This is a genomic window from Enterobacter sp. RHBSTW-00318 (genome assembly GCF_014101375.1).
Lineage (GTDB): Bacteria > Pseudomonadota > Gammaproteobacteria > Enterobacterales > Enterobacteriaceae > Enterobacter > Enterobacter ludwigii.
Genome location: NZ_JABXQH010000001.1, coordinates 4263712 through 4287665, shown reverse-complemented (window position 1 = coordinate 4287665; position 23954 = coordinate 4263712). Strand labels below are relative to the sequence as shown.

Here is a 23954-nt window from a genome sequence, read left to right as displayed (position 1 = left end):
CAGTCACAAGTAAGGTAGGGTTATGATTTCAGGCATTTTAGCATCCCCGGGTATCGCTTTCGGCAAAGCACTGCTGCTGAAAGAAGACGAGATCGTCATCGACCGGAAAAAAATTTCTGCCGACAAGGTTGATCAGGAAGTTGAACGTTTTCTGAGCGGTCGTGCCAAGGCATCTGCGCAACTGGAAGCAATCAAGACTAAAGCTGGCGAAACTTTCGGTGAAGAAAAAGAAGCCATCTTCGAAGGGCACATCATGCTGCTCGAAGATGAGGAGCTGGAGCAGGAAATCATAGCCCTGATTAAAGATAAAAGCATGACGGCAGACGCTGCTGCGCATGAAGTTATCGAAGGTCAGGCAACTGCCCTGGAAGAACTGGATGATGAATACCTGAAAGAGCGTGCGGCTGACGTACGTGACATCGGTAAGCGCCTGCTGCGCAACATCCTGGGTCTGGCCATTATCGACCTGAGCGCTATTCAGGATGAAGTCATCCTGGTTGCCGCCGATCTGACCCCGTCTGAAACCGCACAGTTGAACCTGAAAAAGGTCCTCGGTTTCATCACTGACGCGGGCGGGCGTACCTCCCACACCTCTATCATGGCGCGTTCTCTGGAACTGCCTGCCATTGTGGGTACCGGTAGCGTCACCTCTCAGGTCAAAAACGACGATTATCTGATTCTGGATGCCGTAAACAACGTGGTTTACGTCAACCCAACTAACGAAGAGATCGAAAAACTGCGCGCGGTTCAGGAGCAGGTTGCGACTGAAAAAGCGGAACTCGCTAAGCTGAAAGACCTGCCTGCCATCACTCTGGACGGTCATCAGGTTGAAGTGTGCGCAAACATCGGTACCGTACGTGACGTCGATGGCGCTGAGCGCAACGGCGCGGAAGGTGTGGGTCTCTATCGTACTGAATTCCTGTTCATGGACCGTGACGCGCTGCCAACTGAAGAAGAACAGTTTGCTGCGTACAAAGCTGTGGCTGAAGCGTGTGGCTCTCAGGCGGTTATCGTCCGTACCATGGATATCGGTGGCGACAAAGAGCTGCCGTACATGAACTTCCCGAAAGAAGAGAACCCGTTCCTGGGCTGGCGTGCGATTCGTATCGCGATGGATCGTAAAGAGATCCTGCGCGATCAGGTTCGCGCTATCCTGCGTGCGTCTGCTTTCGGTAAACTGCGCATCATGTTCCCGATGATCATCTCTGTTGAAGAAGTGCGTGCACTGAAGAAAGAGATCGAAATCTACAAACAGGAACTGCGCGACGAAGGTAAAGCATTTGACGAGTCAATTGAGATCGGCGTGATGGTGGAAACACCTGCGGCGGCGACCATTGCGCGTCATTTAGCCAAAGAAGTTGATTTCTTTAGTATCGGTACCAATGATTTAACGCAGTACACCCTGGCAGTTGACCGTGGTAATGATATGATTTCACATCTCTACCAGCCAATGTCACCGTCCGTACTGAACTTGATCAAGCAAGTTATTGATGCTTCTCATGCAGAAGGTAAATGGACTGGCATGTGTGGTGAGCTTGCAGGCGACGAACGTGCTACACTTCTGTTGCTGGGTATGGGTCTGGACGAATTCTCTATGAGCGCCATTTCCATCCCGCGCATTAAGAAGATTATCCGTAACACGAACTTCGAAGATGCGAAGGTGTTAGCAGAGCAGGCTCTTGCTCAACCGACAACGGACGAGTTAATGACGCTGGTTAACAAGTTCATTGAAGAAAAAACAATCTGCTAATCCACGAGATGCGGCCCAAATTACTGCTTAGGAGAAGATCATGGGTTTGTTCGATAAACTGAAATCTCTGGTTTCTGATGATAAGAAAGACTCCGGAACTATTGAGATTGTTGCTCCGCTCTCCGGCGAGATCGTCAACATCGAAGACGTGCCGGATGTAGTGTTTGCTGAGAAAATCGTTGGTGATGGCATTGCTATCAAACCAACTGGCAACAAAATGGTTGCTCCAGTTGACGGCACCATCGGTAAAATTTTTGAAACCAACCATGCGTTCTCTATCGAATCTGATAGCGGTATCGAACTGTTCGTTCACTTCGGTATCGACACCGTTGAACTGAAAGGCGAAGGCTTCAAACGTATCGCGGAAGAAGGCCAGCGTGTTAAAGTTGGCGACCCGGTCATTGAATTCGATCTGCCACTGCTGGAAGAAAAAGCCAAGTCTACCCTGACGCCGGTTGTTATCTCCAACATGGACGAAATCAAAGAACTGATCAAACTGTCTGGCAGCGTCACCGTGGGTGAAACCCCGGTTATCCGCATCAAGAAGTAATTCTTGCCGCACAGAAAAATGGCGCCTTCGGGCGCCATTTTTGTTTATGCGGGCAGGATAAGCTCGTCGTAGCCTTTCGACTGCGTATAAATCATCACGTCTGTGACGCGGTCTCCTGCCATGCGAATCGCATCGGCAACGGTTTTGCCCTCAACGATCCCGCTCACCAGCTCTGAACAGAAGAGGTCGCCCGTGCCTTTCAGGTCCGTTTCAACACGCGGATGCGCACTGACGGTCACACCGTCTCGGGTAACCAGCACCACGTGAATATTCTCCGGATCGTCCGCCACCGGCGCACTGGTGATGGCCACCCATTTCAGCGTGTCGGAAAGTAACCCCTGCGCTGCCGCTATAGCACTTTCAGGCGTACGACACGGTTTGCCGCTTAGCACTTCCAGCTCAAAGACGTTAGGCGTGATCCCCTGCGCCAGTGGCAGCAGGTACTCCCGATACGCTTCAGGGATATCAGGTTTCACATACATCCCACTGTCAATATCGCCAATAACGGGGTCAACCAACACCAGCAGGTCAGGATGCTGCGCTTTGATCGCGGTGAGCCACTGCGCCAGGCATTTTATCTGGCTGGCGCTGCCCATGTAGCCCGTGGTAACGGCTTTAAGCTCGCGCAGGATCTCGCGCTCTTCCAGCGCCTTAAGATACCCGCTGAACCATTCATCGGGGATCACGCCGCCGTAAAAGGTATCGTAGTGCGGCGTGTTGCTGAACAGCACGGTCGGCACGGCGGTGACGGTCAGCCGGTGGGTACGAATATTCGGCACCGCAATGCTGTTCCCCACGCTGCCGTAAACCACCTGCGACTGTACCGCGACAATATCGGTTTGCTGCGCCCGGGTGTTATCCCGGAATAAAATCATCTCCATGACGCTTAAATCCCCGCCCCCTGCGTATAACTCTCTTCACCAAAGACGCCGGTAGAAAGATAGCGATCGCCGCGGTCGCAGATAATCGCCACCACGACAGCCCCGGGATGTGCCTGCGCAACACGCAATGCTCCCGCTACCGCGCCACCCGAGCTGACCCCGCAGAAGATACCTTCACGCACGGCCAGTTCACGCATCGTATTCTCCGCCTCGCGTTGATGAATATCCAGCACCTGATCCACCAACTGGGCGTTAAAAATGCCCGGCATGTATTCCGCCGGCCAGCGGCGAATACCCGGTATGCTGCTCCCCTCTTCCGGCTGCAGACCCACAATCGTTACCGCCTTTTCCTGCTCGCGCAGAAAACGGGATACGCCGGTAATGGTCCCTGTCGTGCCCATGCTGGAGACGAAGTGAGTGATGCGCCCGTTGGTCTGCTGCCAGATTTCCGGACCGGTAGTGGTGTAGTGAGCGTACGGGTTATCCGGGTTATTAAACTGATCGAGCAGTTTGCCTTCACCGCGTTCGGCCATGGCTAGCGCCAGGTCGCGCGCCCCTTCCATCCCCTCTTCTTTAGAGACCAGAATCAGTTCGGCACCATAGGCGCGCATCGCCGCACGGCGCTCCTGGCTCATGTTATCGGGCATCAGCAACGTCATGCGATAGCCTTTCAGCGCGGCAATCATTGCCAGCGCAATACCGGTGTTACCGCTGGTGGCTTCAATCAGCACGTCGCCGGGCTGAATTTCACCGCGTTTTTCGGCCTGCACAATCATGGACAACGCAGCCCGGTCCTTCACCGAACCGGCAGGGTTATTGCCTTCGAGTTTGACCCAGATTTCGCTGCCGTTGTCCGGCCCCATGCGCTGAAGTTTGACCAGAGGGGTGTTGCCGATGGTGTGTTCTAATGTGTTCAAGATCGCTGTCCAATAAAAAGCCCGGTGGCGCGCAGCGCTCCGGGCATACGGAGATCATATTCCAGACCGGCTAAGCGCAGCGCCTCCGGTCAAACTACGTGTCATTAACCTATCAGGCTGACTCCGCCAGAGCAATATCCTCGCGCGTCTCTATGCGCTCATTGCCATGATAAATACGGGCATGCTGCAGCCCAACAAACAGGCGTTCGCCCCGGTACGGCGGCTCGTCATCACGCATCACCACCGTCAGCGGCTCGGTATACCAGCCCAGCGGTTGTACCACCAATTGGGTGTAGTGCCCTTTAGGGCTAGCTTCCAGCACCTGCACCGGCAGCGGTGAATCCAGACTCGTCCGGCGGCTCACGTCCACTTCCCAGGGACGCAGGAACAGATCGACCGGCCCCTGATGTGCGGAGGTGTATCCCAGCGGCCAGCGGTGTGCGCCCACGTGGAATTGCCCACCGCGGATGGTGCCCTGCAGCCGGTTAACTTCGCCCATAAACTCGAGGACAAATCGGGTCGCCGGTTCACGCCAGAGCTGCTCTGGCTCATCAACCTGCTCGATGTTCCCCTGGCTCATCACCACCACGCGGTCCGCGACTTCCATCGCCTCTTCCTGATCGTGGGTGACGAAGACGCTGGTAAACTTCAGCTCTTCATGCAGCTGACGCAGCCAGCGGCGTAACTCTTTACGCACCTGCGCATCCAGCGCGCCAAACGGCTCATCCAGCAGCAGAATTTGCGGCTCAACGGCCAGGGCCCGCGCCAGCGCGACGCGCTGCTTCTGGCCGCCGGAAAGCTGCGCCGGGAAGCGGTCAGCCAGATGCGCAAGCTGTACCATCTCCAGCAGTTTGGTCACTTTCGCTTTGATGGTGGCCGCATCCGGACGCTCGCGGCGAGGCAGGACGGTCAGACCGAAAGCGATGTTATCGAACACGGTCATATGGCGGAACAGCGCGTAATGCTGGAACACAAAGCCCACTTTACGGTCGCGGGCGTGCAAACGGCTTACGTCGGTACCGTGAAAACGAATATGTCCGCTGGTCTGATGCTCAAGCCCGGCGATAATGCGCAGCAGCGTGGTTTTACCCGAGCCAGACGGCCCGAGCAGTGCCACCATTTGTCCGGAAGGGATATCCAGCGAGATATCATTCAGCACCTGGGTGCGACCAAAAGACTTCTTAATATTGGCAATCTCAATGCTCATGATTTCCCTCCTGGTGCTGACGTTTTTCCTGGTTCTCTAAACGCCACTGCACCACACTCTTCAAAAACAGGGTCAAAATCGCCATCAGCGTCAGTAACGCTGCGGCAGTAAAGGAACCGACGGTGTTGTAGTCCTGTTCCAGTAATTCAATCTGTAACGGTAACGACAGCGTTTCGCCGCGAATAGAGCCCGAGACGACCGAAACTGCACCGAACTCGCCAATGGCGCGGGCATTGGTCAGCACGACGCCGTAGAGCAGCGCCCAGCGAATATTCGGCAGCGTCACGCGGCGGAACATCTGCCAGCCGGATGCGCCCAGCAGAATTGCCGCTTCGTCTTCGTTGCTGCCCTGGCTTAACATCACCGGGACCAGTTCGCGCACCACAAATGGACAGGTTACAAACACCGTGACCAGCACCATGCCCGGCCAGGCAAACATGACCTGCAGGTTATGCTCATCCAGCCAGCCGCCCAGCGGGCCGTTAGAGCCGTAGAAGAGCAGATAAACCAGACCGGCCACTACCGGCGACACGGCAAACGGGATATCCAGCAGGGTCAGCAGCAGCTGACGTCCCGGGAAGTTAAAGCGCGTTACCAGCCAGGCCAGCAGCGTACCGAACACCAGGTTGACCGGCACCGTGATAAGCGCAATCAGTACGGTTAGCCAGATGGCGTGCAGCATATCCGGGTTCGCCAGGTTTTCCAGCGCGGGCATCAACCCCTTGCTGAACGCCTGAACAAAAATATAAATCGTCGGCACGACGAGAATGAAGGCGGACACCAGCACGCCCGTACCAATCAGAAACCATTTTCCCCAGTTGATACGGGGAGCATCGTATCGCTTCAATTGAGTAACTTCCGCCATCAGTGACCTACCACGCGTCGACCAAAGCGACTTTGCAGAGTGTTAATTGAGTAGAGCAGCAGCAGCGATGCGGCAAGAATGACCGAGGCAATTGCGCTCGCCGCCGGGTAATCAAACTCCTGTAAGCGGATAAAAATCATCAGCGAGGTGACTTCGGTTTTCCACGCAATGTTCCCGGCAATGAAAATAACCGCGCCGAACTCACCGAGGCTACGGGTAAACGACAGCGCGATACCGGCCAGCAGCGCCGGAGAAAGCTCAGGCAGGACGACCTTGCGGAAGCTCTGCCAGCGCGTGGCACCCAGCGTTTCCGCTGCTTCTTCGTATTCAGGGCCTAACTCTTCGAGCACTGGCTGCACGGTGCGTACAACAAAAGGAATGCTGGTAAAGGCCATCGCGACCGCGATACCGAGCCAGGTATAGGTCACTTTGATATCAAGCTTCGCCAGCCACTCACCGTAAAACCCGTTCACGGAAAAGAGCGAGGCAAGGGTTAAGCCCGCCACCGCCGTCGGCAGCGCAAACGGCAGGTCCATTAACGCGTCGAGCAGCGTACGGCCCGGGAAACGGTATCGGGTTAAGATCCACGCCATCAGCAGGCCAAAGGCCCCGTTAAAAATGGACGCCACGAACGCCGACAGCAGCGTCACCTTATAGGCTGCGACGACCTGCGGGTTGGTTATCACTTCCCAGTACTGCGCCCAGCTCATTTGCGCAAGCTGCATTACCAGCGCGCTGAGCGGCAACAATAAGATCAGGCAGACGAACAGCAGGCTGGTCCCGAGGCTTAAGGTAAAGCCCGGCAGCACGCGTCTGGTAGAGACTGCAAACATTACTTACGCCCCGCCGCCAGCAATTTGTCTAACTCACCGCCGCTGGCAAAATGCGTTTTCATGACATCAGGCCAGGAGCCGAAATGGTCTTCCACGCGGAACAGCTCGGTCTGCGGGAATTTATCCTTCAGTTTGTTCATCACATCCGGGTTATTCACGCGGTAGTAGTAATCGGTAATGATCGTCTGCGCCTGTGGGCTGTACAGGTAGTTAAGGTAAGCTTTTGCCGCTTTCTCTGTGCCGTTGGACTGCACGTTTTTATCTACCCACGCTACCGGGAACTCGGCGAGGATATTGGTTTTCGGGATAACGACCTCGAAGCCCTGCGCATCGTACTGTTTGCGGATATTATTCACTTCCGACTCAAAGCTGATCAGCACATCACCCAGGCCGCGCTCTGCAAAGGTCGTGGTCGCGCCGCGACCGCCGGTATCAAACACCTCGACGTTTTTCAGGAACTGGGTCATGAACTGCTCGGTTTTCGCTTTATCGTTACCGTCAGCTTTGTCCGCCGCGCCCCACGCTGCCAGATAGGTATAGCGCGCGTTACCGGAGGTTTTTGGATTCGGGAAAATCAGCTTCACGTCGGAACGCACCAGGTCATTCCAGTCGTGGATATTTTTCGGGTTGCCCTTACGCACCAGGAAACCCATGGTGGAGTAGAACGGTGAGCTGTTGTTCGGCAAACGACTCTGCCAGTCAGCGGCGATCAGCTTGCCTTTGTCGTGCAGGATCTGCACGTCAGTGACCTGGTTATAGGTCACCACATCCGCTTTCAGCCCCTGGAGAATGGCCAGCGCCTGCTTGGACGACCCTGCGTGTGACTGTTTAATGGTCAGCTTGTCGCCGTTGTTGTCTTTCGCCCACTGCTGTTCAAACGGTGGGTTAAGGGCGGCAAACAGCTCGCGGGAAACATCATACGAACTGTTCAGCAGCTCAGTAGCCTGCGCCTGTGCCACCAGCAGCAAACCTGCCAGTGCCAGCGATCCTTTTTTCAGTACAGTAACGGCCATTGCGCACCCTTATAAATGTGATGACTATCTTATAGTCATAATATTTATAACGAGGACGAAAGGAGTAACGGTTTTATATACCGTTTGGTGATTTACAAGCAGAAAAGAGAATAAGGGTGCAGCCCGTCGTGGTCCGCACCCCAGCCCTCTCCGTGCGGGAGAGGGTGGACAGCACTTACAGCGCCAGCAGACGCTCGACGGACGGGGCGAAGTAGTAGCCGCCGGTCACCGGTTTGGTGAAGCGCAGCATGGCGTCACGCTTGCCGTCGGTATCGCCAAACATGCTCAACAGCTGCTGTTCGATGTTATGCAGACGCGCGCAGTACGCACAGAAGTAAAGACCGTGGGTACCGCTTGCTGTGCCGTATGGCAGGCTCTGGCGAACAATCTTCAGACCTTTCCCGTCTTCCTTGAGGTCAACGCGGCTCAGGTGAGAGGTGACAGGACGGGCATCGCCGTCGATCTCTTCGTTGGCCTCTTTCGTACGGCCAATCATCATCTCCTGGTCATGCACGCTCATGCGGTTCAGCTGCTTGAGGTTGTGCTCCCAGCGCTGGACGAACACATAGCTGCCGCCCGCGTCGACGCCGTCTTTGATCACTGCCACTTCACGACGCGTCTCTTCACCCGCCGGGTTTTCAGTTCCGTCAACGAAGCCGCTCAGGTCGCGTTCTTCCACCCAACGGAAACCGTGGATCTCTTCCTGAACGTCAATGCTGTCACCAAAAGCCGCAACCGCCGCCTGGGCAACGGAGAAGTTCACATCATGACGCAGCGAGAGAATGTGGATCAGCACGTCGAACTGCGTTGCGGGTGCCAGGCCTTTACCGTAAGGGATAAAATCCTTCAGCTCTTCGGCGCCTTCGCCACCGCTCAGTTGACGCCAGACGTTATGACCAAAGGCAACGACCGCGCCCAGATGGGCGTCCGGGAATTTGGCCTGGAAGATGGCCAGCTTATCAACGAACGCTTTACTGGCCGCACGCAGGGCATCCACATCCCCTTTAACATTGGCTTCAATCCAAATCGCCGCGCGGCAATGTTCTGGCAAAATGCCACTCTGAACCTGAGACATCGCTCCTCCTGAAATAAAGATGCCACGTCAGCGTGGCATTTGATGGCGGCTATTATACCCGTATTTCAGCGAGACGGTTTGTCCAGGCGCAAATTACTGCTTCCAGATAATTTTGCTCACTTTCCAGCTTTTCAGCGTGTCGTCAGACGGCATTAAACCTTCCGGACCACTCCAGGTACCGGTGAAGAGATAGCTGATGTGCTGGCTGCCCTGCGCTTTACATTCCACCGCCACGCCGTCGTCAGACGGGGCACTGGTGCAGTTGCCGAAGGCCTGTTTATAGAGTTCGCTAAACGGGGTTCCCACTTTCACACCGCTTTCGGTTGGGATGTCGTCGTCCATCACAGCAATGCGGTTTACCGTGCCTTTATCACCATTAATCACCAGCGCCAGCGTGTCACCCTTCAGCGCTTCGAAATAACGCACGATATTGCCGTTTTCTGTTTTCATGCCGCTGCGCAGGCGATAACCGCCACCCAGTGCATCCTGAAGGGCGTCCTGATCCAGCGCCGTCGCGGCGGTAATTTTACCCACGCCCTGCTCGGTCACTTCCGTTGAAGAGCCAAACCAGTTCCACGGATAGGCCGCAGACCAGTTAATTGATGAGAGCGTTGAACAGCCGGTTAACGCCAGCGGGAGAGCGCATAAAAGTAAACGCAGCGATTTCATTGAAACGTCCTTACATGTTAAATCAACGCTTGTTGGAGTGCGGTATCGGCAAAAAGTGCCAGGTTAATCTTCCTGATGCGTAAAACAGGCGCGAAGGCGGGGATTCGTCAGCAGCCACAGCAGCGCCACGATATCCGCCACGACCAGCGCAATACCGATCCCCGTAAGCGGTTCACCGCTCCACCAGAGCACCGGTTGCCAGACGAGCAGCGCAAGCTGAGCAAGGATCAGCAGCCAGCGAAGCTCACCCCACAGGCACGGGATCGTATGCCGTCGCCCGCTGCATAAAAACGCCACCACCGCCGGCACGCCCGGCAGCAAGCCGAGCCAGAAGGCATCGTGATCGGGATAGAAGAGCGTCAGAAGCGTATCGCCCTGCCCGCGCGACGCGGCGGCCATCACAAACAGCACCCAGGTACGGGCCTGCAGCAGCAGAACGCACCAGAACAAAAAGGGCAGCCTGACACGCCCTTGCGCATCATAATCTGCCGGATGGATCTCAGTACTCTTCATCTTCTATCAGGCGCTTACCTAAGCTCAGTACGTCCGCGTGTTCATAACCCAGGCGTTCATACATGCCCAGCACCACGTCGTTATCTTCCCGCACCATGATCTGAATCTTCGGGCAGCCGCGGGCAATGAGTTTCTTTTCCAGCCGATTGAGCAGCGCATTGGCGATGCCGCGCGCACGAAATTCCGGGTGCACGCCCAGATAATAGGCCGAGCCGCGATGGCCGTCGTACCCGCCCATCACTGTTCCCACCACCTCGCCGTTGACTTCTGCCACCAGAAACAGACTGACGTCGTGATTCAGCTTACGTTCAATATCCATTTCCGGATCGTTCCACGGACGCAGCAGATCGCAGCGCTCCCAAAGGGTGATCACCTCTTCGAAATCTTCCTGGCGAAAAACGCGTATCTCCATGGTATTAACCGCCTTTTCGGGTTTAAAAACAGTGATTATGGCGTGAACATCGCGTTTAGCCAATAACCGGGGAAAAACTCGCCAAAATTTGGCATAATGTCACTTTGTCACGTATTGAAATGAAAAGTAAAACAATTCTCAATAAGGACTGTCGTAACGCTAATCACGATACGATATAACACCAGGACCCCAATTTTTACAATTCAGGCCGCATGAGCACATTCAAACCATTAAAAGCACTCACATCGCGTCGTCAGGTTCTCAAAGCGGGGCTGGCGGCCTTAACGTTAACGGGCATCGCACAGCAGGCTCAGGCTAAAGAAGAGAGCACGCTCAAAACCAGTAACGGACACAGTAAACCGAAATCGAAAAAGCCGGGCGCGAAGCGCCTGGTCATGCTGGACCCCGGTCACGGCGGAATTGATACCGGCGCTATTGGTAAAAACGGTGCGAAAGAAAAGCATGTCGTGTTAGCGATTGCAAAAAATGTGCGCGCAATTTTACGCAGCAATGGCATTGACGCCCGCCTGACGCGTTCTGGCGACACGTTTATTCCGCTGTACGACCGCGTAGAGATCGCCCACCAGCACGGTGCCGATCTGTTTATGTCGATTCACGCGGACGGTTTTACCAACCCGTCGGCGGCGGGGGCTTCGGTGTTCGCCCTCTCCAACCGTGGGGCGAGTAGCGCCATGGCGAAATATCTCTCCGATCGTGAAAACCGGGCGGATGAGGTTGCGGGGAAAAAAGCCACCGACAAAGATCATCTGTTACAGCAGGTGCTGTTTGACCTCGTTCAGACGGACACCATTAAAAACAGCCTGACGCTCGGCTCGCATATTCTGAAGAAGATTAAACCGGTGCATCGCCTGCACAGCAGGAGCACCGAACAGGCGGCGTTCGTGGTGCTTAAGTCGCCATCAATTCCGTCCGTACTGGTGGAGACGTCGTTCATCACCAACCCGGAGGAAGAGCGCCTGCTCGGCACCACCGCGTTTCGCCAGAAGATCGCCAACGCCATCGCCTCAGGCATAATCAGTTACTTCAACTGGTTCGATAACCAGAAAGCGCACTCCAGGAAACGTTGATGAAACCCAATGCACAGCTGGTAAAAACATTCCTGCTGCAGCTGCAGGATGAGATTTGCCAGAAACTGGCCGCCGCAGATGGCGGTGAATTTCAGGAAGATAGCTGGCAGCGCGAAGCCGGTGGCGGCGGACGCAGCCGCGTGCTGCGTAACGGTGGCATCTTTGAGCAGGCTGGCGTCAATTTTTCCCACGTCCACGGAGACGCGATGCCCGCTTCCGCCACGGCTCATCGACCAGAACTGGCAGGCCGCAGCTTCGAAGCAATGGGCGTATCGCTGGTGGTTCATCCGCACAACCCGTATGTGCCGACCAGCCATGCCAACGTGCGCTTTTTCATTGCTGAAAAACCCGGGGCCGATCCGGTCTGGTGGTTTGGCGGCGGTTTTGACTTAACGCCCTACTACGGGTTTGAAGAAGATGCCGTGCACTGGCACACCACCGCACGCGATCTCTGTCAGCCGTTTGGGGACGACATCTACCCGAAATTTAAAAAATGGTGCGATGACTATTTTTATCTGAAGCACCGCGATGAGCAGCGCGGCATTGGCGGGCTGTTCTTTGACGATCTCAACACGCCAGATTTTGATACCGCGTTCAGCTTTATGCGGGCGGTAGGTGAAGGGTATACCGGGGCCTATCTGCCGATCGTGGCGCGGCGTAAAGATACCGACTACGGCGTGCGCGAGCGCGAGTTCCAGCTTTACCGCCGTGGGCGCTACGTAGAGTTCAACCTGGTATGGGATCGCGGCACGCTGTTTGGCCTGCAGACCGGCGGGCGCACGGAGTCCATTTTGATGTCAATGCCGCCGCTGGTTCGCTGGGAGTACAGCTACGAACCAAAAGAAGGCAGCCCGGAGGCTGCCCTGAAAGACTTTATTACGATTCGGGACTGGGTGTAATACCGGCAGGCGCAGCGCTTACAGCGGCTGCGTCTGCGCTTCAACCACCGCCAGTGCCACCATATTCACGATACGACGCACCGAAGCAATCGGCGTCAACACGTGCACTGGCTTCGCCACGCCCATCAGCACCGGTCCTACGGTGACCCCTTCAGAGCTGGAGACACGCAGCAGGTTGTAGCTGATGCGGGCCGCTTCCACGTTCGGCATAATCAGCACGTTTGCAGAACCTTTCAGCGGGCTGTCCGGCATGCGTTCGTTACGAATGCTCTCTACCAGCGCAGCATCACCGTGCATCTCGCCGTCAATCATCAGTTCCGGCGCACGCTGACGAACCAGCTCCAGCGTCTGGCGCATTTTGCACGCCGCCGCTGATTTTGACGAACCGAAGTTGGAGTGCGACAGCAGCGCTACCTTCGGTTCAATCCCAAAGCGACGCACGGTTTCTGCCGCCATCACGGTGATCTCCGCCAGCTCTTCCGGGCTCGGATCGTCGTTAACGTAGGTGTCGGCAATAAAGGTGTTGCCGCTTGGCAGCAGCAGCGCGTTCATCGCCCCGGCGGTGTGGACCCCTTCGCGATAGCCGAAGATCTCCTGCACCACGCTGAAGTGCTCGTGGTAATCACCGATCGTGCCGCAGATCAACGCATCCGCTTCACCGCGATGGACCATGATCGCCCCGATCACCGTCGTGTTGCTGATCACGGCCTTTTGCGCCTGCTCCTGGGTGATCCCGCGACGTTTCATGATCGCGTAGTATTCGTTCCAGTACTCTTTAAAGCGCGGATCGGATTCGTTATTAACGATCTCAAAATCCACATCCGCTTTGATCTGCAGACCCAGTTTCTGAATACGCATCTCGATAACGCTCGGACGACCGATCAGGATTGGCTTCGCCAGACCTAAGGTGATCAGCTCCTGCGTGGCATGCAGAACGCGCGCCTCTTCCCCTTCCGCCAGCACCACGCGTTTCGCGTCGGCACGCGCCTGGGAGAAAATGGGCTTCATAAACAGGTTGGTTTTGTAGACAAACTCGGTGAGCTTATCGACGTAAGCATCGAAATCTTTGATGGGGCGCGTCGCCACGCCGGAGTCCATTGCCGCCTTAGCAACCGCCGGGGCGATTTTGACAATCAGACGCGGGTCGAATGGTTTTGGAATGATGTAGTCCGGGCCAAAGCTCAGATCCTGGTCACCATACGCCGAGGCGACCACCTCGCTCTGCTCGGCGTGCGCCAGTTCCGCAATGGCATGAACGGCCGCGAGCTTCATCTCTTCGTTGATCGCCGTCGCACCCACGTCCAGCGCCCCGCGGAAGATGAACGGGAAGCAGAGAACGTTGTTTACCTGGTTCGGGTAATCGGAACGACCGGTACAGATAATGGCATCTTCACGCACGGCTTTTGCCAGCGGCGGCAGAATTTCCGGTTCCGGGTTTGCCAGCGCCAGAATCATTGGCGCACGCGCCATTTTCTTCACCATCTCCTGGGTCAGCACTTTCGGGCCTGAACAGCCAAGGAAGATATCCGCGCCGTCAATTACGTCCTCCAGCGTGCGTTTACCGTCGTCTTCTACCGCGTAGGCCGCTTTGGTTTCCGCCATGTTCGGCTCACGGTCCTTGTAAATAACGCCTTTGGAGTCGCAGACCACAATGTTGTGCTTCTGCATACCCAGCGCCACCAGCAGGTTCATACAGGCGATTGCCGCCGCGCCTGCGCCGGAGACCACCATACGGACGTCAGAGAGGTTTTTCTCAACCACACGCAGACCGTTCAGAATGGCCGCGGTGCTGATAATCGCGGTACCGTGCTGGTCATCATGGAACACGGGAATGTTCATACGCTCGCGCAGTTTCTGCTCGATATAGAAACATTCCGGCGCTTTGATGTCTTCGAGGTTGATCCCACCGAAGGTTGGTTCCAGCGCGGCAACCACATTGATGAATTTATCAGGATCGAGCTCATCCACTTCGATATCAAACACGTCAATACCGGCAAATTTCTTGAACAGAACGCCCTTGCCTTCCATCACTGGCTTACCGGCCAGCGCACCAATATTGCCTAATCCCAGCACCGCCGTCCCGTTAGAGATCACGGCGACTAGGTTGCCACGCGCGGTGTATTTATAGGCTGCCAGCGGATCTTTTTCGATTTCGAGGCACGGCGCCGCGACGCCGGGCGAGTAGGCCAGCGCCAGATCGCGCTGAGTCGCCAGCGGTTTTGTCGGGGAGACCTGAATTTTACCTGGGACAGGGAACTCGTGGAAATCGAGAGCACTCTGTTTTAACTGATCATCCATCTTATTTTTCCTTTCACGTATCGGTCAAAAGGGTGACGTTTGCGATCCTGAAGCACACCCTGGTGTGCCGCCTAGTATCGCCGCAGGCAGCCACATAAACTTTGAAGGCTGCCAAACTCTCACCATTGCAGAATAAAAATTGTTATCAATTTATAACAGCCATGTTACCCGTCTCAGAAAGCAATGCCTCCCCCGTCTGCTATGCTTTTTTGTTAAGTCCATCATGATTTTCGCAGAAGTGTGAACTAACGCACTCGAGTAACTCTTTTATTTCCAAGGAGTAATTATTTATGAACCAACTAGACGGCATCAAACAATTCACTACCGTGGTCGCCGACAGCGGTGATATCGAGTCGATTCGCCACTATCAGCCCGAAGATGCGACCACTAACCCTTCGCTGCTGCTCAAAGCGGCCGGTCTTGCTCATTTTAGTCATCTGATTGATGACGCTATCGACTACGGTAAACAGCGCGGTAAAACACAGGAGCAGCAGGTCGCCGAAGCGAGCGACAAGCTGGCCGTTAATTTCGGTGCGGAAATTCTGAAAAGCATCCCGGGACGCGTCTCTACCGAAGTGGACGCCCGCCTCTCCTTCGACCAGGAGAAGAGCATCACGAAAGCCCGCCGCCTGGTTGAGCTCTACCAGGAGCAGGGCATCGATAAATCGCGCATTCTGATTAAGCTGGCCTCAACCTGGGAAGGGATCCGCGCGGCGGAAGTTCTGGAAAAAGAGGGGATCCATTGCAACCTGACGTTGCTGTTCTCCTTTGCGCAGGCGCGCGCCTGTGCCGAAGCTGGCGTCTTCCTGGTGTCTCCGTTCGTCGGGCGAATCTATGACTGGTATCAGGCTAAACAGCCGATGGATCCGTACGTGGTGGATGAGGACCCGGGCGTGAAATCGGTACGTAATATCTACGACTATTACAAACAGCACCGCTACGAAACCATCGTGATGGGTGCCAGCTTCCGCCGTACCGAGCAGATCCTCGCCCTGGCAGGCTGTGACCGCCTGACCATCTCCCCTAACCTGCTTAAAGAGCTGCAGGACAAAGAGGAGACGGTTATCCGCAAACTGGTGCCCACATCAACCGTCCTCCCCAAACCTAAAGCCATGACCGAAGCGGAATTCCGCTGGGAGCACAATCAGGACGCAATGGCCGTCGAAAAACTGGCGGAAGGCATCCGCCTGTTCGCCGTCGACCAGCGCAAACTTGAAGATCTTCTTGCCGCCAAACTTTAACCTTGCCACGGAGTGAATTATGTCCCGTAAAGAGCTAGCCAATGCCATTCGCGCCCTCAGCATGGATGCCGTGCAGAAGGCCAATTCCGGCCACCCTGGCGCCCCCATGGGCATGGCTGACATTGCCGAAGTGCTGTGGAATGATTTCCTGAAGCACAACCCGAACGACCCCAGCTGGTACGATCGCGACCGTTTTATTCTCTCTAACGGCCACGCCTCCATGCTGCTCTACAGCCTGCTGCACCTTTCCGGCTACGACCTGCCGCTATCCGAGTTAAAAAACTTCCGCCAGCTGCACTCAAAAACGCCGGGCCACCCGGAGATAGGCTATACGCCGGGTGTGGAGACCACCACCGGGCCGCTCGGCCAGGGGTTAGCCAACGCGGTCGGGCTGGCGATTGCCGAACGCACGCTGGCGGCGCAGTTTAACCAGCCAGACCACGAGATTGTCGATCACTACACTTATGTGTTTATGGGTGACGGCTGTCTGATGGAGGGGATTTCTCACGAAGTCTGTTCGCTGGCGGGCACGCTGGGGCTGGGCAAGCTGATCGGATTTTACGATCACAACGGTATCTCCATCGACGGGGAGACCAAAGGCTGGTTTACCGACGACACGGCAAAACGGTTTGAGGCCTACCACTGGCACGTAGTGCATGAAATTGACGGCCACGACCCAGAAGCGGTGAAAAAAGCGATTCAGGAAGCGCAAAGCGTGAATGACAAACCGTCCCTGATCATCTGTCGCACCACCATCGGTTTCGGCTCACCGAACAAAGCGGGTAAAGAGGAAGCCCACGGCGCGGCGCTGGGTGAAGAAGAAGTGGCGCTGACCCGGCAGAAACTGGGCTGGAAATACCCGCCGTTTGAGATCCCGAAAGAGATCTACCGCGAGTGGGACGCCCGCGAAGAGGGTGAAAAAGCCCAGCACGCGTGGAATGAAAAATTTGCCGCCTATCAAAAAGCCCACCCGGAACTGGCCGCTGAATTCTCGCGCCGCATGAGCGGTGGCCTGCCGGAGGACTGGGATGCGAAAACCCAGGCGCTGATTGAAAATCTGCAGTCTAACCCGGCGAAAATTGCCACCCGTAAGGCCTCGCAAAACACCCTGAACGCCATCGGCCCCCTCCTGCCTGAACTGCTGGGCGGCTCCGCGGATCTGGCTCCAAGTAACCTGACCATCTGGTCTGGCTCAAAATCGCTGAAAGAGGATATTGCCGGGAACTATATCCACTACGGGGTGCGTGAGTTCGGGATGACCGCCATTGCCAATGGCATCGCCCATCACGGCGGGTTTGTGCCCTACACTGCTACCTTCCTGATGTTCGTTGAGTACGCCCGTAACGCGGCGCGTATGGCGGCATTAATGAAAGCGCGGCAGATCATGGTCTACACCCACGATTCGATTGGTCTGGGTGAAGACGGTCCCACGCACCAGGCCGTTGAGCAGCTGGCGAGCCTGCGTTTGACGCCAAACTTCAGCACCTGGCGTCCTTGCGATCAGGTCGAAGCGGCGGTTGGCTGGAAGCTGGCGGTTGAGCGCCACACGGGGCCAACGGCATTAATTCTGTCGCGGCAAAACCTGGCCCAGATTGAACGCACGCCGGAGCAGGTAAAAAATATCGCCCGCGGCGGGTACATCCTCAAAGACAGCGGCGGCAAACCGGATGTCATCCTGATTGCTACCGGTTCTGAGGTGGAAATTACCGTGAAGGCCGCGGAAAAACTGACCGCCGAAGGTCATGCGGTACGCGTGGTCTCCATGCCGTCCACCGACATTTTTGATGCTCAGGATGAGGCCTACCGTGAATCGGTCCTGCCCTCTAACGTCGCAGCCCGTGTGGCCGTCGAGGCGGGTATCGCCGACTACTGGTACAAATATGTCGGGCTGAAAGGCGCTATCGTCGGGATGCGTGGGTACGGAGAGTCGGCGCCTGCCGACAAGCTGTTCCCGTATTTTGGCTTTACCGTTGAGAATGTGGTTGAGAAGGCGCTGAGCGTAATTTAGCGCGTGATCCACAACGTGGGCCAGGCATCTGGCCCATTCCAGTTATCGCAGCTGGGCTCTTCTGCATAACGCACCAGGCGGAAACGCTGGCCGTCAAAACGCCAGCGCGTCTGGACCCCACAATCGCCAATACCGCGACCCAGCGCGAGCGTCGTCAGCTCGCGCGTTTTCTCATCAAAGCGGGCATTCATCAATTCGATTTCACTGCTATCGTCTGCAGGGGTGAAAGGCAGACGCAGCCTTACGCTGCGGGAAGAAAACGGCTTTTTGCGCGATACCAGCCAGGCCAGATCGACCGTGTTATACGCCCCTGCCTCACAGCTAATAATCAGCAATGCTTTTTCATCGGTTAACGCGGTGACGCGCACTTCCCGGCGGTTAGGATCGAGCGAGCACTGGCTGTTGTTCATCCGCCAGGTGCCATAATCCAGCAGGTCATTCAGTTCGGCATGGGAGAGCGGCGTCGGCGTCGGATTGACTACCGCCACCTTTTTTAAGGCGGGTGCAGGCGGCACGCTTAACGGCGGATCGTCACCTTTTTTAATCCAGGCCGTTTCACTCCCGACACGTTTCTGCTGCGCGTCAATAAACAACAGCGCGGCTTTCAGGCCGTTCAGAGAGATAACCTGGTCACCGCCACGCAAGGTCAGGGCTTTTCCTTCCTGGATATTTTTCAGAAACGCCGTGATGGTGGCGGCATCATCACTTTTCAGATGCCACGGGGTTAACTGCCAGTGCTGTCGATCCAGCTTGAGAGGAACCTTATCCAGCAACAACCGCGGCGCAATATCCGCTTCTTTCACGGCAGGGTCAGCAAGGCCGCCGAGATCGATACGCAGCGTAGCGTCGGTTTTCGCGCCGGCACTGCGGCTGAGCGTCATGACCAGCCCCCGGTGTTCACCGGTATTGCGTGCGAGGCAAAAATTCTGGTTATTGCAGGTCACCTGCCAGTCAGAAAATAATTGCTGGGCAGGCGCAGCCCACACCTGCGAGGAGGTGAGCACGCAAAACAGGCAGAGAAGAGAGACGCAATAGCGCATGAATGGCACAATCCCGGAACGAAAACGCTTAACTGGGCTGTATCTTCGTGTTCCCGCCCGGGTTGCTCAATCGGATTTATCGGATAGATTTATCCGAAATACATTCTATCACCGTTCGAAAGAGGCGTTCATCAGCCCGGTCGTTTGAAGATACTGTAGTAATATCACAGCTTTACCATCCCTGATTTCCCCGGCATGCATCATCTCCAGCGCCCGGGAAAACGGCAACTCCAGCACTTCAATATCTTCATCTTCCACGCCACCGCCGCGGTGAGTACGCTGCGCATCGCTGTATTCCGCGATGAAGAAGTGGACGATTTCCGTCACGCCGCCAGGAGACATAAACAGCTCGAAGACTTTTTTGACCTCTCCCACTTCAAAGCCAGTCTCTTCGACGGCCTCTTTGCGGATGCACACTTCCGGCTCGTCGTCATCAAGCAGGCCCGCACAGGTTTCAATCAACCTTCCGTCAGGGTTGCCATTGACCCATGTTGCTACCCTGAACTGACGGATCAGCACCACACTCTGCTTTTCACGGTTATAGAGCAAAATGGTGGCGCCATTGCCGCGGTCATAGACCTCGCGTTTATGGCGGATCACTTCACCGTTATTACGGGTTAAATCGTAAGTGATGTTACGCAGGACAAAGTAGTTTTCAGAAAGGATTTTGTCTTTGATAACGTCAATTTTCAGGGTCATACGGGCTCCACGACACAATGAGTCTTCCTATAGTACGCCGTGAAACCCGCTTTGTCGCCCGCCTGGTTTAGTGCATTTTCGGCACACTGACCTCAAGCCAGTCGAGGATCCCCCGCGCCGCATGACGCCCTTCCGCCATCGCCGTCACCACCAGATCAGCGCCGCGCACCGCATCACCGCCGGCGAAAATTTGCGGGTTAGACGTCTGGTAACGATAGCGGCTTTCCACCGAGGCAATGATTCGCCCCCAGTCATCGGTGTTGACGCCCTGACTTTCCAGCCAGGGCATGGCATGTGGGTTAAAGCCAAAAGCCATAATCACCGCATCGGCCGGCATGACAAACTCGCTGCCCTCCACCGGGACGGGTCGACGACGCCCCTGCGCATCCGGCTCTCCCATCCGGGTGCGCAGCATCCGGATGCCGTTAACCTTGCCGTCAGCAGCAAGGGTCAATTCAACGGGCTGGACGTTAAATTCAAATGCGGCTCCCTCTTCTTTCGCATTCTTCACCTCTTTTTTCGAGCCCGGCATATTGGCTTCATCCCGGCGATAGGCGCAGGTGACTTTTGCCGCGCCGTGACGTAACGCGGTGCGCACGCAGTCCATTGCGGTATCGCCCCCGCCCAGCACCACCACGTTGAGCCCACGGGTGTCGATAAACGGTTCGTTGGCCGTCGCGTCCAGCCCCATGACGTGGCGCGTGTTCCCCACTAGGAACGGCAGTGCATCGTAGACGCCCGGCGCATCTTCATGGGGGATGCCCGCTTTCATCGAACGATAGGTTCCCACGCCAATGAACAGGGCGTCGTAATCTGTTTGCAACTGAGACAACGATACATCGCTGCCCACGTCGCAGTTCAGCTCGAAGTGAACCCCCATCGCAGTAAAAATCTCTCTGCGTCGTGCGAGCAGGGATTTATCCAGCTTAAAGGCCGGAATGCCGAAGGTCAGCAAGCCGCCGATTTCGGGATGCCTGTCATAGACCGTTACGCTCACCCCGCTGCGCACCAGCACATCCGCGCATGCCAGTCCGGCAGGCCCCGCGCCGATAATCGCGACGCGTTTTCCCACCGAAGAAACGTCAGACATATCCGGTCGCCAGCCCAGCGCCAGCGCCTGGTCAGAGATGTAGCGCTCGAGGTTGCCAATGGTCACCGACCCTGATGCATCGCGCACGGTGCAGGCACCTTCACATAGCCTGTCCTGCGGGCAGACCCGGCCAGTAATTTCAGGTAAACAGTTGGTCTGATGAGAAAGTTCAACCGCGCCGAGGATGTCACCGGCGTTAATCCGTTCAATCCACTGCGGAATGTGGTTGTGCAGCGGGCAGGTCCATTCACATATGCTGTGCTCCCCGCATTTCAGGCAGCGCGATGCCTCGCGTCTGGCCTGTTCGGTCCGAAACGGCAGGTATATTTCATTGAAATGGCCAACCCGCTCTTCGGCAGCCAGTTTGTCGGGCTCGCCGCGTGGCGGTGTGTTGTGCATCTGCTGCAGTTTGGTGGGTGCCGTCTCCTCGCTGACTGCCTCACTGTGCCAGGGTTGCGCCTCCAGCCTGGCGGTGCGCTGACGGCGCGATTTTGCCAGGTTATCCAGCACGTCAGGCGTCGCCAGCGTCAGCACATCTGCCGGGCAATTTTCAATACAGGCCGGGCCCTGCGGGCGGGTCAGGCAGAGATCGCATTTATACGCCGCGGCTTTTGCACTGCCGTTGTCGAGCGGCGTAACGATAATCTCCATTGTGCCGAAGGGACAGGCAACCACGCAGGCTTTACAACCGATGCATTTTTGTTGATTCACCTGTACGCTGTCATCGCGTTTGCTGATGGCGCCGTTCGGGCAACTGAGTGCACACGGGGCATTTTCACAGTGGTGACAGGTGACGGGGCTGTTCTGCGCGCCAGAGTTAAGGACCGTAATACGGGGATGGAAATGGCGTTCGCTCAGGACATGTTGCTCATCATTATGCGCCATTACGCAGGCAACTTCGCAGGCATGGCACCCAATACATTGCTGGCTGTTAGCCATAATAAAACGATTCATAACGACACCTGTTTTTGGTTCAATAACCTTATTCTTTGTATGAATATGGTATTTACTCATCACAGCGTCGTCAGGCAATGTTCAATTGCCCGGAATGCCAAACTATTTCCAGTGAACCTGTGGCAGATCAATTTTATTCAGGAAGCCGTTCTGTGACCGTTAAACGCCCTGTTTCCGCAAGCCTGGCCTGGGCTTTCTTTTCGATGATTGTGTTATCCGTTCTGACCAGCACCGTCGCGCTGCTGACGCTTGCCAGCAGCCAGCGTGACGCCGAAGCCATCAATATTGCGGGTTCACTGCGTATGCAGAGTTACCGGCTGGGCTATGAGATGCAGCGCAATAGCCCTTCCCTGACACAGCATCGCCAACACTGGCAACACACCCTGAGCGCACCTGCACTACAAAAGCTGAACCGCTGGTACGTGCCGGACGATGTCAAACAGCGCTACCAGCAGCTGCATCTGGCCTGGCAGGAGATGGATACGCACATCGCCCGCGGCGATCTCGCGTGGTATCAAACCCATATCGAAGATTTTGTTGGCCGTATTGATGCCTTTGTGCTCGCCCTTCAGCACTATACCGAACATAAAATTCAGACAGTGACCCTGCTCTCGCTGGCTGGCGCGCTGGGGATCCTGCTGCTGACGGTGTTTACCCTGCGACGCATCCGTCGTCAGGTGGTCTTGCCACTCAACAATCTGGTCGCCGCAAGCGAACGCGTTGAACGGGGACAATTTGATACCCCGGCACCGGATACCGCTTTGCCGAATGAACTCGGTCAGCTGTCCCGGGCCTTTAACCATATGTCGGCGGAGTTACACACCCTCTATCGCTCGCTTGAAGATTCGGTTGCGGAAAAGACCCGGCACCTGAACGAGGCGCATCAGCAGCTCGAAATGCTGTTCAAATGTTCGCAGGCGCTCAACACCGGACAGATAGACAGCCACTGTTTCCGGCATATATTGCAAATCGTCCATGAATACACCCGGATGAATTATCTGGAGTTACGGACCAGCGACGACTGGCGTCTGTGTGAAGGGAGTGAGGCAGTCGACATGCCGCTGCAAAACCTGCCGGTGCTGATGCAGGACACGCTCTACGGCGAGCTACGCTGGCAGAGCGAGACGGACAGCGTCCCGCTTCCGCTGATGAGAAGCGTGGCGACAATGCTCGGGCGCGGGCTTTACTTCAACCAGGCACAAAAGCATTACCAGCAGTTGCTGCTGATGGAGGAGCGCGCGACGATTGCCCGCGAACTGCATGATTCCCTCGCGCAGGTGTTGTCGTATCTGCGGATCCAGCTTGCGCTGCTTAAGCGTGCCGTACCGCAAGAGAATGCCCCGGCGCAGACCATCATCACCGACTTCTCCCGCGAGCTTAACAATGCCTGGCATCAGCTTCGCGAGCTGCTCACCACCTTCCGCCTGACGCTCAACCACGCTAACCTGCCGGCGGCCCTTCAGGAGTCACTCGACGGTCTGCAGAGCCAGACACAGGCAAAGCTGCATCTTGACTGTCGCCTCTCCTCGCTGGCCCTTGACGCACAAAAGCAGGTGCATCTGCTGCAGATCGTGCGTGAAGCGGTGTTGAACGCAATCAAGCACGCGCAGGCCAGCGAGATCACCGTAAGCTGTATCACCGCCGTGGACGGCACGCACAGCGTGAGCATTCGCGACAATGGCATCGGGATTGGCGAAGCCAGCGAGCCGCCGGGACATTACGGGCTGAATATTATGCGTGAACGCGCGGAACGGCTCGGCGGTACCCTGCACTTTTCGCAGCCACAAAATGGGGGAACACAGGTGAGCGTGACATTCCCTTCGTCGCTGGCGTTAACAGGTAAATAACCGTAAAGGGGGCAGCGCAGAGAAACGCGCATGATAATTTACATTATCTCCTTTATTTCTCCACGTTTGGTCTTCGTCTTGCCGCTAAAGTGGTGCGGGCAATAA

The 23954-nt window shown here is 56.1% G+C and carries 21 protein-coding genes; 7 read left to right on the top strand and 14 right to left on the bottom strand.

Annotated elements, in window-relative coordinates:
• Positions 1-22 precede the first annotated feature (22 nt).
• Positions 23-1750 carry a phosphoenolpyruvate-protein phosphotransferase PtsI gene (gene ptsI, locus HV157_RS21095; RefSeq protein WP_014171087.1) on the top strand — a complete coding sequence of 576 codons (1728 nt, stop codon included), beginning with the start codon at positions 23-25 and terminating at the stop codon, positions 1748-1750.
• 40 nt (positions 1751-1790) lie between these two features.
• Positions 1791-2300 (top strand): PTS glucose transporter subunit IIA, encoded by a 510-nt coding sequence (crr, locus tag HV157_RS21090; RefSeq protein ID WP_003861316.1) that lies wholly within the window; start codon positions 1791-1793, stop codon positions 2298-2300.
• A gap of 44 nt (positions 2301-2344) precedes the next feature.
• Here the strand turns inward: crr and pdxK are convergent, their stop codons facing one another.
• The 10 genes from pdxK to HV157_RS21040 all read right to left on the bottom strand — a co-directional run bounded on the left by pdxK (position 2345) and on the right by HV157_RS21040 (position 10685).
• Positions 2345-3181 (bottom strand): pyridoxine/pyridoxal/pyridoxamine kinase, encoded by an 837-nt coding sequence (gene pdxK, locus HV157_RS21085; protein ID WP_014171088.1) that lies wholly within the window; start codon positions 3179-3181, stop codon positions 2345-2347.
• 5 nt (positions 3182-3186) lie between these two features.
• Positions 3187-4098, bottom strand: coding sequence for a cysteine synthase CysM (gene cysM / locus HV157_RS21080; protein ID WP_049023278.1), 912 nt, complete (start codon positions 4096-4098; stop codon positions 3187-3189).
• 112 nt (positions 4099-4210) lie between these two features.
• Positions 4211-5305 carry a sulfate/thiosulfate ABC transporter ATP-binding protein CysA gene (gene cysA, locus HV157_RS21075; protein WP_014171090.1) on the bottom strand — a complete coding sequence of 365 codons (1095 nt, stop codon included), beginning with the start codon at positions 5303-5305 and terminating at the stop codon, positions 4211-4213.
• Positions 5295-6170 (bottom strand): sulfate/thiosulfate ABC transporter permease CysW, encoded by an 876-nt coding sequence (gene cysW, locus HV157_RS21070; RefSeq protein WP_020883085.1) that lies wholly within the window; start codon positions 6168-6170, stop codon positions 5295-5297. The genes cysA and cysW overlap by 11 nt, the downstream gene beginning before the upstream one ends.
• Positions 6170-7003, bottom strand: coding sequence for a sulfate/thiosulfate ABC transporter permease CysT (cysT, locus tag HV157_RS21065; protein ID WP_020883084.1), 834 nt, complete (start codon positions 7001-7003; stop codon positions 6170-6172). The genes cysW and cysT overlap by 1 nt, the downstream gene beginning before the upstream one ends.
• Positions 7003-8016 carry a sulfate ABC transporter substrate-binding protein gene (locus HV157_RS21060; protein ID WP_047743027.1) on the bottom strand — a complete coding sequence of 338 codons (1014 nt, stop codon included), beginning with the start codon at positions 8014-8016 and terminating at the stop codon, positions 7003-7005. Before HV157_RS21060 ends, cysT begins: the two co-directional genes overlap by 1 nt.
• 175 nt (positions 8017-8191) lie before the next feature.
• Entirely contained in the window at positions 8192-9091 is a 900-nt protein-coding gene (locus HV157_RS21055; RefSeq protein ID WP_182268913.1) for a Dyp-type peroxidase, read from the bottom strand.
• Between the two features lie 93 nt (positions 9092-9184).
• Positions 9185-9760, bottom strand: coding sequence for an RpoE-regulated lipoprotein (locus HV157_RS21050; protein ID WP_020883081.1), 576 nt, complete (start codon positions 9758-9760; stop codon positions 9185-9187).
• 63 nt (positions 9761-9823) lie between these two features.
• Positions 9824-10273, bottom strand: a complete 450-nt coding sequence (locus HV157_RS21045; protein ID WP_044858159.1) for a DUF2919 domain-containing protein — start codon at positions 10271-10273, stop codon at positions 9824-9826.
• Positions 10260-10685 carry a GNAT family acetyltransferase gene (locus HV157_RS21040; RefSeq protein ID WP_020883079.1) on the bottom strand — a complete coding sequence of 142 codons (426 nt, stop codon included), beginning with the start codon at positions 10683-10685 and terminating at the stop codon, positions 10260-10262. The genes HV157_RS21045 and HV157_RS21040 overlap by 14 nt, the downstream gene beginning before the upstream one ends.
• A 212-nt stretch (positions 10686-10897) precedes the next feature.
• Here HV157_RS21040 and amiA point away from each other — a divergent pair, with 212 nt between their 5' ends.
• Both amiA and hemF read left to right on the top strand, forming a co-directional pair.
• Positions 10898-11773, top strand: coding sequence for an N-acetylmuramoyl-L-alanine amidase AmiA (amiA, locus tag HV157_RS21035; RefSeq protein WP_014171098.1), 876 nt, complete (start codon positions 10898-10900; stop codon positions 11771-11773).
• Positions 11773-12672: an oxygen-dependent coproporphyrinogen oxidase gene (gene hemF, locus HV157_RS21030; RefSeq protein WP_025203494.1), complete on the top strand. Its 900-nt coding sequence runs from the start codon at positions 11773-11775 to the stop codon at positions 12670-12672. The genes amiA and hemF overlap by 1 nt, the downstream gene beginning before the upstream one ends.
• Before the next feature lie 18 nt (positions 12673-12690).
• On the opposite strand, the gene maeB is transcribed toward hemF, so the two are convergent.
• Positions 12691-14970, bottom strand: coding sequence for an NADP-dependent oxaloacetate-decarboxylating malate dehydrogenase (gene maeB / locus HV157_RS21025; protein ID WP_182268912.1), 2280 nt, complete (start codon positions 14968-14970; stop codon positions 12691-12693).
• A 290-nt stretch (positions 14971-15260) separates the two neighbouring features.
• Here maeB and tal point away from each other — a divergent pair, with 290 nt between their 5' ends.
• Both tal and tkt read left to right on the top strand, forming a co-directional pair.
• Positions 15261-16211: a transaldolase gene (gene tal / locus HV157_RS21020; RefSeq protein WP_014171101.1), complete on the top strand. Its 951-nt coding sequence runs from the start codon at positions 15261-15263 to the stop codon at positions 16209-16211.
• 19 nt (positions 16212-16230) lie between these two features.
• A complete protein-coding gene (gene tkt / locus HV157_RS21015) occupies positions 16231-18219 on the top strand; it encodes a transketolase (protein ID WP_182268911.1) in 1989 nt (662 codons plus the stop codon).
• On the opposite strand, the gene HV157_RS21010 is transcribed toward tkt, so the two are convergent.
• From HV157_RS21010 to aegA, 3 genes are all read right to left on the bottom strand, one after another.
• Complete coding sequence (locus tag HV157_RS21010; protein ID WP_020883076.1) at positions 18216-19259, bottom strand: DUF1176 domain-containing protein; 1044 nt, start codon at positions 19257-19259, stop codon at positions 18216-18218. The two genes, tkt and HV157_RS21010, sit on opposite strands and share 4 nt — an antisense overlap.
• Positions 19260-19367: 108 nt before the next feature.
• Complete coding sequence (gene nudK / locus HV157_RS21005; protein WP_020883075.1) at positions 19368-19958, bottom strand: GDP-mannose pyrophosphatase NudK; 591 nt, start codon at positions 19956-19958, stop codon at positions 19368-19370.
• A 67-nt stretch (positions 19959-20025) separates the two neighbouring features.
• Positions 20026-22002, bottom strand: a complete 1977-nt coding sequence (aegA, locus tag HV157_RS21000; RefSeq protein ID WP_104440171.1) for a formate-dependent uric acid utilization protein AegA — start codon at positions 22000-22002, stop codon at positions 20026-20028.
• 152 nt (positions 22003-22154) lie between these two features.
• On the opposite strand from aegA, the gene narQ reads away from it, so the two are divergent.
• A complete protein-coding gene (gene narQ / locus HV157_RS20995) occupies positions 22155-23849 on the top strand; it encodes a nitrate/nitrite two-component system sensor histidine kinase NarQ (RefSeq protein WP_150343731.1) in 1695 nt (564 codons plus the stop codon).
• Positions 23850-23954 lie beyond the last annotated feature (105 nt).

Bases quoted from the DNA above. Each gene is read 5' to 3' on its own strand.
- maeB (WP_182268912.1), bottom strand. From the start codon at position 14,970: ATGGATGATCAGTTAAAACAGAGTGCTCTCGATTTCCACGAGTTCCCT.
- HV157_RS21040 (WP_020883079.1), bottom strand. From the start codon at position 10,685: ATGGAGATACGCGTTTTTCGCCAGGAAGATTTCGAAGAGGTGATCACC.
- HV157_RS21055 (WP_182268913.1), bottom strand. From the start codon at position 9,091: ATGTCTCAGGTTCAGAGTGGCATTTTGCCAGAACATTGCCGCGCGGCG.
- HV157_RS21045 (WP_044858159.1), bottom strand. From the start codon at position 10,273: ATGAAGAGTACTGAGATCCATCCGGCAGATTATGATGCGCAAGGGCGT.
- cysT (WP_020883084.1), bottom strand. From the start codon at position 7,003: ATGTTTGCAGTCTCTACCAGACGCGTGCTGCCGGGCTTTACCTTAAGC.
- amiA (WP_014171098.1), top strand. From the start codon at position 10,898: ATGAGCACATTCAAACCATTAAAAGCACTCACATCGCGTCGTCAGGTT.
- crr (WP_003861316.1), top strand. From the start codon at position 1,791: ATGGGTTTGTTCGATAAACTGAAATCTCTGGTTTCTGATGATAAGAAA.
- HV157_RS21060 (WP_047743027.1), bottom strand. From the start codon at position 8,016: ATGGCCGTTACTGTACTGAAAAAAGGATCGCTGGCACTGGCAGGTTTG.
- cysA (WP_014171090.1), bottom strand. From the start codon at position 5,305: ATGAGCATTGAGATTGCCAATATTAAGAAGTCTTTTGGTCGCACCCAG.
- cysW (WP_020883085.1), bottom strand. From the start codon at position 6,170: ATGGCGGAAGTTACTCAATTGAAGCGATACGATGCTCCCCGTATCAAC.
- HV157_RS21050 (WP_020883081.1), bottom strand. From the start codon at position 9,760: ATGAAATCGCTGCGTTTACTTTTATGCGCTCTCCCGCTGGCGTTAACC.
- tal (WP_014171101.1), top strand. From the start codon at position 15,261: ATGAACCAACTAGACGGCATCAAACAATTCACTACCGTGGTCGCCGAC.
- tkt (WP_182268911.1), top strand. From the start codon at position 16,231: ATGTCCCGTAAAGAGCTAGCCAATGCCATTCGCGCCCTCAGCATGGAT.
- nudK (WP_020883075.1), bottom strand. From the start codon at position 19,958: ATGACCCTGAAAATTGACGTTATCAAAGACAAAATCCTTTCTGAAAAC.
- HV157_RS21010 (WP_020883076.1), bottom strand. From the start codon at position 19,259: ATGCGCTATTGCGTCTCTCTTCTCTGCCTGTTTTGCGTGCTCACCTCC.
- aegA (WP_104440171.1), bottom strand. From the start codon at position 22,002: ATGAATCGTTTTATTATGGCTAACAGCCAGCAATGTATTGGGTGCCAT.
- pdxK (WP_014171088.1), bottom strand. From the start codon at position 3,181: ATGGAGATGATTTTATTCCGGGATAACACCCGGGCGCAGCAAACCGAT.
- hemF (WP_025203494.1), top strand. From the start codon at position 11,773: ATGAAACCCAATGCACAGCTGGTAAAAACATTCCTGCTGCAGCTGCAG.
- ptsI (WP_014171087.1), top strand. From the start codon at position 23: ATGATTTCAGGCATTTTAGCATCCCCGGGTATCGCTTTCGGCAAAGCA.